Origin of the sequence: Bradyrhizobium sp. SZCCHNS1022, from assembly GCF_032484835.1 — a bacterium.
In the GTDB taxonomy this organism is placed as follows: Bacteria; Pseudomonadota; Alphaproteobacteria; order Rhizobiales; family Xanthobacteraceae; genus Bradyrhizobium.
The window spans coordinates 478,440-493,250 of the sequence record NZ_JAUETT010000004.1; the positions used below are offsets into that span (position 1 = coordinate 478,440).

15 protein-coding genes are annotated in these 14,811 nt (G+C 64.9%); 3 read left to right on the forward strand and 12 right to left on the reverse strand.

Features of this window, described 5'->3' with window-relative positions; translation table 11 throughout:
- Positions 1-4: 4 nt before the first annotated feature.
- Positions 5-976, reverse strand: coding sequence for an L-histidine N(alpha)-methyltransferase (egtD, locus tag QX071_RS25020; protein WP_315706049.1), 972 nt, complete (start codon positions 974-976; stop codon positions 5-7).
- A 70-nt stretch (positions 977-1,046) separates the two neighbouring features.
- Complete coding sequence (egtB, locus tag QX071_RS25025) at positions 1,047-2,300, reverse strand: ergothioneine biosynthesis protein EgtB (RefSeq protein WP_315728677.1); 1,254 nt, start codon at positions 2,298-2,300, stop codon at positions 1,047-1,049.
- A gap of 284 nt (positions 2,301-2,584) precedes the next feature.
- On the opposite strand from egtB, the gene grxD reads away from it, so the two are divergent.
- Positions 2,585-2,923 (forward strand): Grx4 family monothiol glutaredoxin, encoded by a 339-nt coding sequence (gene grxD, locus QX071_RS25030; protein ID WP_315728576.1) that lies wholly within the window; start codon positions 2,585-2,587, stop codon positions 2,921-2,923.
- Positions 2,924-3,004: 81 nt separating this feature from the next.
- On the opposite strand, the gene QX071_RS25035 is transcribed toward grxD, so the two are convergent.
- Entirely contained in the window at positions 3,005-3,298 is a 294-nt protein-coding gene (locus QX071_RS25035; RefSeq protein ID WP_315706358.1) for a hypothetical protein, read from the reverse strand.
- On the opposite strand from QX071_RS25035, the gene QX071_RS25040 reads away from it, so the two are divergent.
- Complete coding sequence (locus tag QX071_RS25040; RefSeq protein ID WP_409977535.1) at positions 3,200-4,450, forward strand: serine hydrolase domain-containing protein; 1,251 nt, start codon at positions 3,200-3,202, stop codon at positions 4,448-4,450. The genes QX071_RS25035 and QX071_RS25040 overlap by 99 nt on opposite strands.
- A 10-nt stretch (positions 4,451-4,460) precedes the next feature.
- Here the strand turns inward: QX071_RS25040 and QX071_RS25045 are convergent, their stop codons facing one another.
- The 7 genes from QX071_RS25045 to QX071_RS25075 form a co-directional block, all read right to left on the reverse strand.
- Positions 4,461-5,528, reverse strand: coding sequence for a threonine aldolase family protein (locus QX071_RS25045; protein WP_315706046.1), 1,068 nt, complete (start codon positions 5,526-5,528; stop codon positions 4,461-4,463).
- 23 nt (positions 5,529-5,551) lie between these two features.
- The gene (locus QX071_RS25050) at positions 5,552-6,064 is read right to left on the reverse strand and encodes a hypothetical protein (protein ID WP_315728578.1); all 513 of its coding nucleotides are present in this window, start codon (positions 6,062-6,064) and stop codon (positions 5,552-5,554) included.
- 228 nt (positions 6,065-6,292) lie between these two features.
- Positions 6,293-6,910 (reverse strand): 30S ribosomal protein S4, encoded by a 618-nt coding sequence (rpsD, locus tag QX071_RS25055; RefSeq protein WP_315706044.1) that lies wholly within the window; start codon positions 6,908-6,910, stop codon positions 6,293-6,295.
- Positions 6,911-7,161: 251 nt separating this feature from the next.
- Positions 7,162-7,974 carry an acyltransferase gene (locus QX071_RS25060; RefSeq protein ID WP_315706043.1) on the reverse strand — a complete coding sequence of 271 codons (813 nt, stop codon included), beginning with the start codon at positions 7,972-7,974 and terminating at the stop codon, positions 7,162-7,164.
- Positions 7,975-8,189: 215 nt separating this feature from the next.
- On the reverse strand, positions 8,190-8,960 hold the full coding sequence (locus QX071_RS25065; RefSeq protein ID WP_315706042.1) for an HpcH/HpaI aldolase family protein: 771 nt from the start codon (positions 8,958-8,960) through the stop codon (positions 8,190-8,192).
- Between the two features lie 21 nt (positions 8,961-8,981).
- Positions 8,982-9,779, reverse strand: a complete 798-nt coding sequence (murI, locus tag QX071_RS25070) for a glutamate racemase (RefSeq protein WP_315706041.1) — start codon at positions 9,777-9,779, stop codon at positions 8,982-8,984.
- A gap of 942 nt (positions 9,780-10,721) precedes the next feature.
- On the reverse strand, positions 10,722-12,137 hold the full coding sequence (locus QX071_RS25075) for a pyridoxal phosphate-dependent decarboxylase family protein (RefSeq protein WP_315706040.1): 1,416 nt from the start codon (positions 12,135-12,137) through the stop codon (positions 10,722-10,724).
- A 118-nt stretch (positions 12,138-12,255) separates the two neighbouring features.
- Here QX071_RS25075 and QX071_RS25080 point away from each other — a divergent pair, with 118 nt between their 5' ends.
- Positions 12,256-12,819 (forward strand): bifunctional transcriptional activator/DNA repair enzyme AdaA, encoded by a 564-nt coding sequence (locus tag QX071_RS25080; protein ID WP_315706039.1) that lies wholly within the window; start codon positions 12,256-12,258, stop codon positions 12,817-12,819.
- 62 nt (positions 12,820-12,881) lie between these two features.
- On the opposite strand, the gene QX071_RS25085 is transcribed toward QX071_RS25080, so the two are convergent.
- Positions 12,882-13,430, reverse strand: a complete 549-nt coding sequence (locus tag QX071_RS25085; RefSeq protein WP_315706038.1) for a thermonuclease family protein — start codon at positions 13,428-13,430, stop codon at positions 12,882-12,884.
- Positions 13,431-13,569: 139 nt separating this feature from the next.
- On the reverse strand, positions 13,570-14,676 hold the full coding sequence (locus QX071_RS25090) for a D-alanine--D-alanine ligase family protein (protein ID WP_315706037.1): 1,107 nt from the start codon (positions 14,674-14,676) through the stop codon (positions 13,570-13,572).
- Positions 14,677-14,811: the final 135 nt, after the last annotated feature.

Sequence of the window (14,811 nt, forward strand, 5' to 3'; positions counted from 1 at the left end):
TTCTTTACGGCTCCGCGACCAGCGCGTGAACCGAGAACATCTTCGCGTCATCGGTCCAGGTCGTCCTGACTCTCCAGCTCGAGGCGTGGGCGAGGGCGTCAAAGCGCTCGATACTGTATTTGTAGCTGTTTTCGGTGTGGATGCTTTCGCCTGCCCGAAAGTGGAAGCCCGCGCCGAGCAGGCGCACCGTCTGCGGCTTCTTGGCGATCAGGTGCATCTCGACCCGGTGCTGCTCCCGATTGTAGATCGCATCGTGAGCAAAGGCGGATACGTCAAAATTGCCGCCCAGTTCGCGGTTGATCCGGACCAGGAGATTGAGGTTGAAGCGCGCCGTCACGCCGGCTGCATCATTATAGGCCGCGTGCAGGATCCGCTCATCCTTCTCCAGGTCGACGCCGACGATCATCAGCGCGCCCGGGCCGAGGATCTCACGTGCCGAGCGGAGAAAGCGGCAGGCTTCGTGCGGCTCGAAATTGCCGATCGTCGAGCCCGGGAAGAAGCCGACCTTGGGCAGGTCCTCGATGACATCAGGCAATCTGAATGCTGTCGTGAAATCTGCCGTGACCGGATGCACCGCCAATGCTGGAAAATCGTGGCGCAGAGCGTCGGCTTGCGCATTCAGGAATTCCCCGGAAATATCGACGGGTACATAGGCGGCGAAGTTGCAGCTTTTCAGCAGAAGCCGAACCTTGGTCGTAGCGCCGGCGCCGAACTCGACCAGCGCCGCGCCCTCGGGAATGATCGCCGCAATATCTGGCCCGCGATCGCGAAGAATGCCGAGTTCGGTCCGGGTCGGATAGTATTCCGGCAGGCGCGCGATCTGCTCGAACAACTCAGAGCCAGTGCCGTCATAAAAGTATTTGGGTGACAGCTGCTTGCGGCTTTCCGAGAGGCCCGCGACGACATCTTTCGCAAATGCCGAGGTCTGTTCATCGGGCAGATGCGCATTGGCCAAGGCAGACATGTGCATACTCATGAGACTCTCCTCAACACGCAATCCCGCGCGCTGCGATCGAAAACTGGAGACGGGTCGAAGACGGCGGTAGTCAGGCGTAATCGGCGAGCCGCAGCCCCGTGAACTGCCAGCGGTGGTGCGGGTAGAAGAAATTGCGATAGCTGATACGGCTATGACCGGCCGGCGTTGCGAGCGACGAGCCGCGCAGCACGAGTTGATTGACCATGAACTTCCCGTTGTATTCGCCGAGCGCGCCTTCTGTGGCGCGATAGCCGGGATAGGGAGCATAGGCGCTGCGGGTCCATTGCCAGACGATGCCAAAGGCGTCGTGAAGTTCGTTGCTGCGCGCGGCAACCTCCCATTCCATTTCGGTGGGCAGGTGTTTGCCGCTCCAGCGTGCGAAAGCATCTGCCTCGTAATAGCTGACGTGACAGACCGGCGCATCGGGATCGATTGGCCTGAGTCCACCGAGCGTCATGATCTTCCATTCATCACCGACCCTGTACCAATGACCGGGGGCTTGCCAGCCATCCTTGGCGGCGGTTGCGAAGCCGTCCATCAGCCAAAGGGTCGCTGTTTCGTAGCCGCCGTCCTTCATGAAGGCGAGCCACTCGGCGTTGGTGACAAGATTGCGTGCAAGCTTCACCGGGCCGACCAGCGCGCGATGCGCGGGTTTTTCATTGTCGAAATGGAAGCTGGTGCCGGAATGACCGATGGTATGGATGCCTTCCGGCAGCGTCACCCACGCGTCGCCGCCTCGGTTTGACGACGGAAAGCGCCAATTGACGTCGTAGGCTGGAGCGACCGGATTTTGCGCGAAAGCATGCAGGATGTCGGTAAGCATCAATTCCTGATGCTGCTGCTCGTGGTTCAGCCCCACCTCGATCAGTGGGGCGACGGCGGACAACATCGATGCATCCGCCGCACCCAGGAATTCGACCATGGCCGCATCGACATGATGGCGATAGGCGCCGATCTCCTCGACGCCGGGGCGCGTGATGAGACCGCGCGCGCCACGGGTATGGCGCGGGCCGGCGCTGACATAATAGGAGTTGAACAGGAAGGCGTAGTCAGGGTGAAAGGGCTGGTAGCCTTTACAATGGTCCGTCAGCAGAAACTGCTCGAAGAACCATGTCGTGTGCGCGCGGTGCCATTTGGCCGGGCTTGCATCCGGCATCGACTGCACGACCTGGTCCTCGGGGCTCAGGGGGGCCGCGCGGCGCTCGGTTTCGCCGCGCACCGCCAGATAGGCCTCGATCAGATTCCGGGCGAGCGGCTCGGAGCCGAGGGGGGGCGCTGGGGCGATCGGGGACAGCGTGGCCGCGGCGGAGGCTTGACTGGTCACGAGGAGCTCCGTGTGGATGGGGAAAACGTTGCTCAGGGAAACAGGTTCCAGACAGTCCGTCCTAGATAGGGGCTCGGTTGCAGGATAAAACCCTCGACCGGCCATTATATTGTTCCCATCAGCCCATCGATTCCGGCCCGTCCTTTGCATGCCAGCTCTTCGGCATTTTACTTTGGCGAAACAAGCATTTGCGCTACATATAGATTCAGTGAAGGTTTGCCGGGGACCGAGCCGGTCCGACCACCCGGCGGCAGGGGGCTTCAATCGCCCCAGAGGAAGCGAAAATGAGCATCGAGCAATTCATTGAAAATGAAGTGAAGTCGAACGACGTCGTGTTGTTCATGAAGGGCACGCCGCAGTTTCCGCAGTGCGGCTTCTCTGGCCAGGTGGTGCAAATCCTCGATCATGTTGGCATCGGATATAAGGGCCTGAACGTGCTGGAGTCTGCCGAACTCCGCAACGGCATCAAGGTCTATTCGAACTGGCCGACCATCCCCCAGCTCTACGTCAAGGGTGAGTTCGTCGGCGGTTGCGATATCGTGCGCGAGATGTTCCAGAGCGGCGAGCTGCAGCAGTTGTTCGCGGACAAGGGCATCCCGGCCGGCACGGCAGCCTCCGCCTGAGCTCCCCGGCCCGCAAGATCGGCGCGACGGCGTTCGAGGTCGTCATTGCCGACATTGCGGGCGGATGGGCTTCCCGCGATCTCAACCGGCCTCTAGCGCCCTCTGGCCGAACGCGCCGCGCCCATCGCGGTCGGCGTGACGATCGAGGCTACGCGGGAGGAAACCTACCTCAGTCAGATTGTTTTCTGCTGCTTCTCGGACAAAAGCGCGCAATGGCATGAGCAAGCCCTGAGCGACATCATCGCCCAGGGCAGTTGTTGAGGTTCGTCCGTGGCTATTGGGCCGCTTTCCCGGCGTCAGATACTTGGCGGTCTTGCCGCAGCTGCGATCGTAGGGCTCGCGCACGCCGAACCGCCAGCGACGTCCGCCCGTCATTTCAATTCTCAGGCGCTGCAAAGGGTGGACGACTATTTCCGCCACGAGGTCGCCACCGCCAAGATTCCGGGTGCCGTCGTCCTGATCCAGCAGCACGGCCAGCCTGTCTTTCTTAAGAGCTTCGGCATGCGCAATGCGGCCAGCGCCGCGCCGATGACGCTGGACACGATCTTCCGCCTCTATTCGATGTCGAAGCCGATCACATCCGTGGCAGCGATGATGCTGGTCGATGACGGGCGGCTCAGGCTCGACGATCCCGTATCCAAATACATCCCGGCGTTCGCGGATGTGAAAGTCGCGCTGGCGGCACGCGACGGCAAAACTGTGCAATCGCTACAACCCCCGGCACGCTCGATCACAATCGAGGATCTGCTGCGCCACACCTCCGGCATTACCTACGGCTTCTATGGCGAAACCGCTGTGCGCAAGCTCTATGGGAGCTCGGATCTGTTCGAGGGAGACATCGATAACGCCACCTTCGCGAATCGTCTGGCGAAGCTGCCGCTGGCGGAGCAGCCGGGCACCGTGTGGGACTACGGCCATTCCGTGGATGTGCTGGGCCGCGTCATCGAGGTGGTCTCGGGGCAGACGCTCTATCAGTTCGAGAAGGAAAAGCTGCTCGATCCGCTCGGCATGCTCGATACAGCATTCTCGCTCACCGATCCGGAGAAGCGTGGCCGCGTTGTCGAGCCGCTGCCGCAGGATCGTTTCGACGGGCCGATCGCCGGGCTGGACGATCCCGTCCGTCCGAGGAGATGGGAATCCGGCGGCGCCGGGATGACCGGTACGATTGGCGATTATGCGCGGTTCGTGCAAATGCTGTTGAACGGCGGCACGTTCGACGGCCGCCGCTATCTGAAGGCCGAGACGGTGGCCTCGATGACGCGCGACCATCTCGGCCGGGAGATCGCGCACGATGATTTCTATCATCCCGGACCGGACAGCGGCTTCGGGCTTGGCTTTGCGGTGCGGGTATCCGCCGCACCGCCGTTCACGGCCGGCGAATATCGCTGGGACGGTGTCGGCGGCACCTTCTTCTTCGTCGATCCCAAGGACGACATGTTCGCGGTGGTGATGATGCAATCGCCGTTGCAGCGCGGCCGGATCGAGACCGAGGTGCGGCGCCTGATCTATCAGGCGCTCGCGCCGTAAAGCCGCAGTCTTACGCCGCGCGCACGATCTCCCGGACGTGGCCAATGGTTTCTTCAATCATCGCCGATGTCACGTCGAGATGGGTACAGGCGCGGATGCGGCCGTCCATCATGGCGAGCAGCACGCCGCGCTTGCGCAATTCGCCGACCATCTTCGCACCGGAGACGCCGGCTCCGTCAGGGGTGAAGAACACGAGATTAGTCTCGGGCTCCTGCACCGTTACGCCCTCGATCTGCGATAGCCCCCGCGCGAGCGCTCGCGCATTGGCATGATCATCGGCCAGACGCTCCACATGATGATCGAGCGCATAGAGACACGCCGCGGCGCACACACCGGCCTGGCGCATGGCGCCGCCGAGCCGCTGCTTCCAGCGCCAGACCTCGTCGATGAAGGCGGCACTGCCGGCGAGTACGCCGCCGATCGGCGCCCCCAGTCCCTTGGAGAAATCGATCCAGGCAGAATCCCAGCCTGCGGCCATTTCCGCGGGAGCAATGCCTGTCGCCACCGTCGCATTGAGCAGCCGCGCGCCGTCCATATGGGTTGCCATGCCGTTCGCCTTGGCAATGGCGGCGATCTCGTCGAGCGCGGCTTTCGTCCAGATCGTGCCGCCGCCGATATTGGCGGTCTGCTCCACGCTCACCACCGTCTGCGGCGGCTGGTAGCGGCTGCGCGGGTGCAGCGCGGCGCGCAGTGTGTCCGGCGTGAACTGGCCGTTATCACCCTTGAGCGGCATGATCTGGAAGCCGCCGAGTGCCGCGTGCGCGCCGCCCTCGCGGGAGATGATATGCGCGGTCTCGTGCGCCAGGATCTCATCGCCCGGCCGGCAGTGCACGAGGGTTGCCGCGACATTGCACATCGTGCCTGACGGCATGAATACCGCCGCTTCCTTGCCAAGAAGGCTGGCGACGCGCTCGCATAGCAGGTTGACGGTCGGATCATCGCCGATCTGCTCGTCGCCGACCTCCGCGCGGGCCATCGCCTCGCGCATCGCCGCTGTCGGGCGCGTCTGCGTATCCGATAGAAGATTGATCCGCACGGGCGGGGCGTTCGGATCTCGCGGAGGGGGGGTATAGAACATTGGCTGTGGTCCGCTTCAGGTCTTCAGGCTGCAAGCGGCGGATGTAGCCAGATATCCGGCCGGCGGGAAGGGGCCGTTTCGAACGGCACGGCAACCAGGGACGGCGCCTCGGCATAGTCGAACAGCCAAGGGTCCAACCGGCTCTGCCGCGACGGCGACAGGTAGAACGCGCTGTTCAATCCCGGCGGGCGCTGTCGCCGGACATTCCAACCGACATTCAAGGCAGCCCAGCCGATCAGCATGCTCCGCCACTCATCGGCGACCTCGCGCGCATCTTCGAAACAGTGCAAAAGCTCGAGCGCGTGCGGATCGTAAAGAAGCCGGGGGTCCGTAAACGTCAGCCCGCTCTCCAGATGCCGGATGACGTGGGCGGTGGGATCGGATTGAACGTGCCAGTCGGACCGTTCGAGAATGTCAAAGACCGTCGAAGGAAACGTGCCGTCGTTGAACCGGTAGCGAATTCCGGAGGGACGGCCGCGTAACGGGGGCGAGGCCCGCAGCGGCGGCAAGGGGGACGCAGTGACCGCCTCGGTCATCACCGCGCCAAAACCGATACTGCGCCTGTTGAACTCCATGGCGAACGCCCCGCTACTTTACGAACGCAAACATTGAATCACGGGACGGATTCGCTGTCAGCGGGGGGTAAGGCGATTTCGTGGCACCTGTTGCATTCGGGAATCGGTTGCCGATTCACGACAAAAGGCCCCGGCAACGCCGAGGCCTTTGACGACTGCAATTGGTGGCGGGCAAGCCGCCGGTCAAGATCAGCGCGAATAGAACTCGACGATCAGATGCGGCTCCATCTGCACCGCGAACGGCACGTCCGACAGGGCGGGGACGCGCACGAATTTCGCGGTCATCTTGGAGTGGTCGGCCTCGATGTAATCAGGCACGTCACGCTCGGCGAGCTGGGTCGCCTCGAGCACGAAGGCGAGCTGCTTGGAGGCTTCCTTGACCTCGATCACATCGCCCGGCTTGAGCATGTAGCTGGCGATGTTGACCTTGCGGCCGTTCACCTTGATGTGACCGTGATTGATGAACTGGCGCGCGGCGAAGATGGTCGACACGAACTTGGCGCGGAACACCGCCGCATCGAGCCGGCGCTCCAACAGGCCGATCAGGTTCTCGCCGGTGTCACCTTTCAGGCGGCCGGCCTCGACATAGATGCCGTGGAACTGGCGCTCGGAAATGTTGCCGTAATAACCCTTCAGCTTCTGCTTGGCGCGCAGCTGCACGCCGAAGTCGGAGAGCTTGCCCTTGCGGCGCTGGCCATGCTGGCCGGGGCCGTATTCGCGGCGGTTCACGGGGCTCTTCGGGCGGCCCCAGATATTCTGGCCCATGCGGCGATCGATCTTGTACTTCGCCTCACTGCGCTTAGTCATCGCGTCCTCTTTTCAAGTCGGAAGTCGTGGGTTGAGGAAACGCGCCCTCCTGTGTGGCCCGAGAGTGTCAGGCCACCGACAGGTCCGGCCCCAAAGCTTGCAAAGGGACGGACCACGGGTCGCGAAACGCTTCGCGGGCCGAAACGGCCCGCGAGCAGGGCGGGTTCTAGGCGAGAAACCGGTGGTTTGTCAAACCCTTCAGCTCCCATTTTGAGCCAGAATCCGACGAAAACCGGCCGCATCCGCCGGGATCAGAGGCCCAAATGGCTGCTGCCCCGCGCCCCGGCCACCCGCACCGGCTCTCGAAGGGCCTTGAGCTCGACCGCACGCAGCCCACGCAGCTCGGTTGCGATCTCGGTATTGAGCACCTGCTCCAGCTGGCTGAAAACCCGGGCGATCAGGGCCGCATCGGTCACCCGGTGGTCCCAGCGAATCATCACGGCGATGCTGCCGTCCGGCTTGGCCACGTCGAAGCTGAGGATATACGGCCCCGGGCTCAGCGCCTGCAGCTCGCCCCCGCCGTAGGCAGCAACGCCGGTGACGGCGAAAGTGCCGAACCAGTTGCCGCGCTGGCGTGCGAAATTCAGCCCGATCCGCCAGGCCAGCCGCCGCAGCGGCCAGGGCAGGTGCGTCGCCCGCATGATCTTGCGGAACATCGGCACCTCAGCGATCGGCGCCTCCTTGGCATGGCGGATCAGCCGGTCGACCTCGGTGAGCGCAAGCCGGTCCGGTCCACAAACGCACTGCGGCAGAACGCAAGGTTCCCCATCCTCGACGCGGGCGATTGCGACCATCGCCATGCTGCGCGGCAGCTCGTAGAAGCAGGGCCAGGGCCATTTGGCGTAGACGGTGCGCAGCGTCGGTTCGTCACGCGCGACGATCGCGAAGGCCTTGGCGAAAATCGCCGCGAAACCCGGCGGCTGGGCGAGCAGGCCGCGCGCCTCCAGCGGCGCACGGATGTTCAGCGACCGCGCCAGTGACACAAACGGCACGTCGCGTGACGCGTGCATCAGGTCGATGATGAGGCGGCGCGGCGGCGATATTTTCTTGCTCGTTCCGCGCATTCCTGTCCCGGACTCCCGAAAGGCTCGTTATGGTCTGGCCGGCCTCCCGCCAGCGACGTAGGGCTTGGCTAGCTACCGTTTATGGTGCCTGCGTGGCAAGCGGCTTCGTCTTGCAGGACAAATCGCCACGGGTCCTCAATCGCTTACTGTGCTGGGCTGGTCCCATCGGGAACTTCCGCCGCGCTGCAGGTAATCGGGGTAAGACCAAGACCAGCTCATCGGCGCTTGATTCCCTCAAAACTCGCCGCGATGCCGCGCTGAAACAGCGACCAGTCGAAGCCGAGCGCCAGCGCTACATAACCGCGTGCGATCATCGCATTCGCCTGCTCGGCGGTGCGCGCGACCCCGCCGATCGGCACGCCGCTTCGCAAGATGCCTTGCTCGGCGCGGGCCATCAGCTCCTGCACCTGCGGATCGTCGATCAGGCCGCGCTTGTCGATGGAGGTGGCGAGATCGCCGGGGCCGATCACGGCGATGTCGATGCCGGGCGTGGCCATGATCTCGTCGATGCGTTCGACTGCCTCGACATGCTCGATCGTGATCATGCAGATCATGTCGTCGTCGGCGCTCGCCATGTAGTCGGCCATCGAGACGTTCCAGCGGAACGGGGCATGGAACGGCCCCCACAGCCGCTCGCCGCGGGGTGGGTAGCGCAGGCTGCGCACCGCCTTCTCGGCGTCGGCCCGGCTCGAGATCATCGGAAAATTGATGCCGAGCGCACCGATGTCCATCGGCGCCTTCGCCAGATGCGGCTCGTTGGCGGCGACGCGCGCGAGCGGCACGCAAGGCGTGCCCGCCGTCGCCATGATCATGCCGTGGGCGGTCGAGAGGTCGATCGGCCCGTGCTCCAGATCGACGATGATCCAGTCCAGCGCCTGCGCCATGATCCGCACGGTCTGGATGCTCGGGATGGTGGCAATGGCGCCGAAGGTCGGGCGTCCCTCGCGCCAGGCCTGCTTGAGACGATTGAGCGGCGGCGCTGACATCGGCGTCACAACTCCAGGCGATCAGGCCGGCACGCGGCCGCCAAAGAATGGCGTGAAGGCCTCGCTCAGCCGATGTGATCTGTTCGAGGTGAAAACCATGGTGGCCCCGGCCGGGTCGGCCGTCGGGCCGGAAGGCCTCAGCAGATCCGAGACGCGGCGGGCGATCGCCGGCGCCGGGTCGATCCAGACGACCGGCCAGGGCGCGAGCCGCGTGAGACGGTCGAGCAGCAGCGGGAAATGGGTGCAGGCGAGCACGACGGTGTCGGTGCGATCAGCGGCGTCGGCGGCGTTGCCGACGAAGCAGGGCGCGATCTCGGCGGCAATGGCGCTGTCGGCCACGCTGCCCCCGCTCAGTGCGGCCTCGGCAAGCGCGGCAAGCTCCGGCGCGCCGACCAGCGTGACCTCGCAGCCGCCGGCGAAATCGCGGATCAGCGCGCGGGTATATTCGCGCTGTACCGTGGCCTTGGTGCCGAGCACGGAGACGCGCCTGGTCTTCGACTGCGCGCAGGCCGGCTTGATCGCCGGCACCGTGCCGACGAAGGGCACGCTATAGGCGGCGCGCAGCGGCGCCAGCACCTGCACCGAGGCAGTGTTGCAGGCGATCACGATCAGGTCTGGCCGATGCGCGGCGATCAGGTCCCCCATCAGCGGGACCACGCGGGCGATCAGCGCTTCCTGGGTGTGATGGCCGTAAGGGAAGAAGGCATCGTCGGCGACATAGACGTAATGCGCGTCGGGCCGCGCGCGGACTACCTCGCGCAGCACCGAGAGGCCTCCAAGGCCGGAATCGAAGACGAGAATCGTTGGGCGGATTGTCACGGGACGAGTGTAGCTGATTTGGTTCGCGGATTCAGGCGGTAATTGTGCGGGTTTTAGGGCGTCGCCGATGTCCAAGAACTCGCTGTCCTCCCGGCCTTGCGCCGGGACCTATAAGTCCTGGCGCAAGGCGGTTCGACTCGACGTTCGATGAGCGTGCGCCACAAGACTCCGTCCTGGAGCGGATACAATCCCGCGTCGGTGGACAACGGAGAGATGCAGGGCCGCCCTCTCGTTTTGGCGCGCTATCCACGATCTCACCGTCGTCCTGGCGAAAGCCAGGACCCATAATCCCAGGGAAATGTCGTTGTGGTTCGATGTTTCGACCAGCGTGCGGCAACGACTTCATCCTGTGGCTATGGGGCCCGGCTCAAGGCCGGGACGACACCGAATAGGCTGATCAGCCATTCGCGCATGACCTCACCGTCCCGCGGCACGAGGTGCCCGGGTTTTGCTGCGTCTCGCTCACCCCCTGAAACGAAGAGGGTGCAGGGAATGCCGGGTGAAGGCCTCACCCATGGCCCGCCTGCAACAAAGAAAGCAGGCGGCAGTCACCACAGGATCAGCCGGATCATCCGGCATTCCCTGCGCGACGGTTTTAACGGCTGCTTCGCGTTCTCCCCGGTGCGCCGGGCTTTTTGGCCACCGTCGTCCGCGCGAGGCGAAGCCTCGTCGCGAACTTGATACTAGCGTCGGAGTATCAGGACCGCGCGACTTGACCGTGCGCATCGACGCTGTTCGTCGGCGAGATGAACCCGCTGCAGCCTCGACACGCCCACCGCATCCCGCGCTCAACGTCCGTGACGATCGCGATACGTCCCCTCATATCGAGGCGGGATGGAGCGAAGCATACACGATTTCCGAAAAAGCGAAAGATCAAAATTCTGAAATATAGAAATTTGCAGCGCTTGTGGGTCGTGCGCCCGCATCGATCCGGCGCGACAACTAATCGCATTCCAGCGCGCGCTGCGCCGCCGCCACGGCGCGGTCGACGTCGGAGGTGCTGGTCTGCCAGTTGCAGACGGAGACGCGCATGCAGCGTTGGCCGCGCCAGGTGGTGCCGCCGAAGAAGGCTTCGCCTGACGCGGTGATGCGTGCGGTGATCGCGTCGGTGCGGCGATCATGGTCCTCATCGGTTGCGCCTGGCTGCGGATCGAAGAAGCGGACGAGGCCCTGGTTGATCACGGGCTCCCACATCACCTGCGCGCCGGGCAGGCCGCCGATCCGCATCACCAGCGCATGGGCCTGCGCGCAGCAGCGATCGATCAGGTCGGCGACGCCGGTCCGGCCGAGCTGGCGCAGTGCCGCGTAGGTCGGAACGCCGCGGCCGCGCCGCGACCATTCTGGATTCCATTCGATCTGGTCGCGCGCATCGTCGACGAACTGGGTATAGCTGGTCCGGTGCGAGAAGGCGCTGCGATGAGCGTCCGGATCGGCGACGAAAGCATAGCCGCAGTCGAACGGCGTGTTCAGCCATTTGTGGCCGTCATTGGTCCAGGAGTCTGCGTCTTCCACGCCGCGCACGAGGTGGCGATGCTTTGGGCTCGCCGCGGCCCACAGGCCGAACGCGCCGTCGATGTGCACCCAGGCCCCTTGGTGGTGGGCGAGCGGGATCAGTTCGGCAAACGGATCGAAGGCTCCGATGTTGAGGTCGCCGGCGTGCAGCACGACGATGGTCGGTTGCGATGGCGCGGATTCCAGGGCCCGCGCGAGCACATCGGGCTCGAGCTGGCCGCTGGAATTGCAGGGCAGGGCGGTGATCGCGCGCTTGCCCAGGCCCAGCATGCGGATCGCGCGCTCGACCGAACCATGCCGCTCGCTGCTGGTGAGGATACGGAGTTGCGGCGCCCCAGTGAGCCCTTGCTCTTCGACGTCCCAGCCGGCACGCTCGAGCAGCCGATGACGGGCGGCGGCGAGGCAAGTGAGGTGGGCCATCTGGGTGCCGGTGACGAACGCAAAGCTCGCCGTTGGCGGCAGGCCGAACAGGCTCTTCAGCCACATGCCCGCGACCTCCTCGATCACGGCTTCGGCCGGCGCACAGGCATGGATGGCGGCGTTCTGGTCCCAGGTCGACACCAGCCAGTCGGCCGCAAGCGCGGCCGGCAGGGTGCCGCCGATGACCCAGCCGAAGAAGCGTCCGCTGGTGCAGCCGAGCAGGCCGCCTTCGGCATCGCGCACGAGATCGTCGATCACCTCGGCCGCATCGGTGCCGCGCTCCGGCAATGGCCGGGCGAAGCGGGCGCGAAGCTCGGCAAGGCCTGCCGTCGCATTGACGGGGCTCACCTCGGCATTCGAGAGGTGACCGAGCGCGTGCGCGAAGGCGCGCTGCAAAGCCGGACTGAAGGGTTCGCCACTCGACATCGTCATCTCTTGTGCGGTCTCTTGCAAGCTGATGCGGATCGCGCTTGAGATAGCATCGCGGTCCAATCGGGGCTCGCCGGAATCGGACTCCGTCCTGCCGCGATGCTGGAGAGCGATCATGCTCGATGCGAAGGAATGCGAACGCGCGCGGGTGGCGCGGGATCGGCACTACGACGGCCGCTTCTTCATCGGCGTCAGGACCACCAGGATCTATTGCCGTCCGGTTTGCCCGGTGCGGCCGGCGAAAGCCGGCAATGTCAGCTTCTATCCGTCCGCTGCGGCGGCAGAGGCAGCCGGCTTCCGTCCTTGCCTGCGCTGCCGGCCCGAAACCGCACCGTTCTCACCAGCGTGGCAGGGCACGCGGACCACGGTCGCACGCGCGTTGCGCTTGATCGATCGCGGCGCGCTCGACGAAGCGAGTGTCGAGGATCTGGCGGCGCGTCTGGGCATTGGAGCCCGCCATCTCAACCGGCTGTTTCAGCGGCACCTTGATGCAAGCCCGGTGCAGGTCGCGCAGACCGCGCGCGTGCAGCGTGCCAAGCGCCTGCTCGACGAGACCGATTGGCCGATGACGGCCATCGCGTTGCAGGCCGGCTTCGGCAGCCTGCGACGCTTCAACGCGGTGTTCGCCGCGGTCTATCGGCGCCCGCCCGGAGAGATCAGAAGGGCGCACCGGAGCTGATCCGCGTTTCATGATGGCGCGGTTGATAACGCGGAGAGCCGCGCCTCATCAATGAATGATCTTCACCGCCAGCCCCGGCCGCCATCCGCGCACTCCGCCACCCGCCCACCTGAATGCATGCAGGCGCGATAGAGTGATGGCTCGACGAAGCGGCCGGCCCAGATGCCGCGGCCGGCGCGGCGCGCCGCCAACTGGTCGGCGGTGTAGGCGCCGTGCGAATATTGCGGTTCCTCGACGGCGAGCCCGCGCGACACCAGCATCTGGCCGAGATCGATGCGACCGACCATGCAGCGGGCGACGATGCGGCCGTAACGATCGCCGTCCAACGGCGTGCAGCGGACTGTCTTTGCCTTGGTGAAATTGTAGAGCGCAAGCGCGGCCTGCTGGCCGCAACGATAGGGCCGTCGGTCGCGGCCGCGGCAGGTCTGCGTGCTCTCGGGCGCATCGACGCCCCACAGCCGGATGCGATCGTCATGGATGTCGAGCGTGTCGCCATCGACCACGCTGGCTTGGCCGATCAGATCGCGGCCGATCAGGTCGCGCGCGTGGGCCGGCAGCACATGGAGGGCGAGGACGAAGGCGCAAGCGAGGCGCTTCAATTGGTCGTACAAGATGGAGACCTCGGAGTTCGCGCATCACTCGTCGCTCGCGCGACATCAGCAGCAGGAAACAGCGAATCGGATTTTCGATGCTGCCGTTCCGAATGCGGCCGATTTCCCGTTCGACAGCGCAGGCGCGCATGCCGGCAGATCAGCGCTGGAAGCTCAGTTTCTCGAGCCGCGCATGGCGCGCCAGCGCGTGCGCGATCAGGGTGTTCAGCAGCTCGGGTTGGGGCAGGCCGGTGGCCTCCCACATCTTCGGATACATGCTGATATTGGTGAAGCCCGGCAGCGTGTTGACTTCGTTGACGTAGACGTCGCCGCCGCTGACGAAGAAATCGACGCGCGCCAATCCCTCGCAGCACAACACGCCGAACACCTCGACCGCGAGCTTCCGGATGCGTTCGGCCAAAGCGGGGTCCAGCTGCGCCGGAACGTGCAGCGAGGCACCGCCGGCGTCGGTGTACTTCGCCTCATAGGAATAGAAGCCGTGCTGCCCGGCCGGGACGATCTCGCCGAGCTCGGAGGCGCTGACCTTGCCGTCGGCATCTTCCAGCACGGCGCATTCGATTTCGCGCACGGGGGCGATGCAGCGTTCGATCAGGATCTTGCCGTCGTAACGCAACGCGAGCTCGCAACTCGCCGCAAATTCCCCGGCGCTGCGCGCCCGGGAGATGCCGACGGAGGAGCCGAGATTGGCGGGCTTGACGAACAGCTCACGCGCGCCGGTCGCGCGAGCCGCATCTTCGTAAGTGACTGGCGCCGCGGCGGTCATCGTGATGTACGGCACGATTGGCAGACCCCCATCCCGCAGCAGGCGCTTGGCGACGTCCTTGTCCATCGACGCCGCCGATCCCATCACGCGCGCGCCGACATAGGCGACGTCGGCGAGTTCGAGCGCGCCCTGGACGGTGCCGTCCTCGCCATTGGGGCCGTGCAGCACCGGAAACACGACATCGAAGGCGGCAAGCTCGCGCACGCTGGCCGCATCCTTTTCGACCACCAGCGCGCGGCCCCGGCCGCCCGGCAGCAGCACCAGATCGGGCCCATCGGCTGGAATCACCAGGGCCGGGCTCGCCTTGTCATTGGCCGCATCGGCGATGACCCAGCGGCCGTCGCCGGTGATTCCGACCAGCGTGATCTCGTAGCGATCCGGGTCGAGCGAACGGTAGATGTTGGCGGCAGACGCCCGGGAGACATCGTGCTCCGCGGAGCGACCGCCGAACAGGATCGCGACTCTCGTCTTGCGCTGTGCCATCGGTTTCTTCCGGATTGCGGCGGATGTCATGCAAGGGCCTGTTTATAGGGGAACGATTTGCGCCGCAATCGGCGCTGCGTGATCCCTTTGCCCGCGAGATGCGCGGGTGCTAATCTTACTCCATGATGACGACCT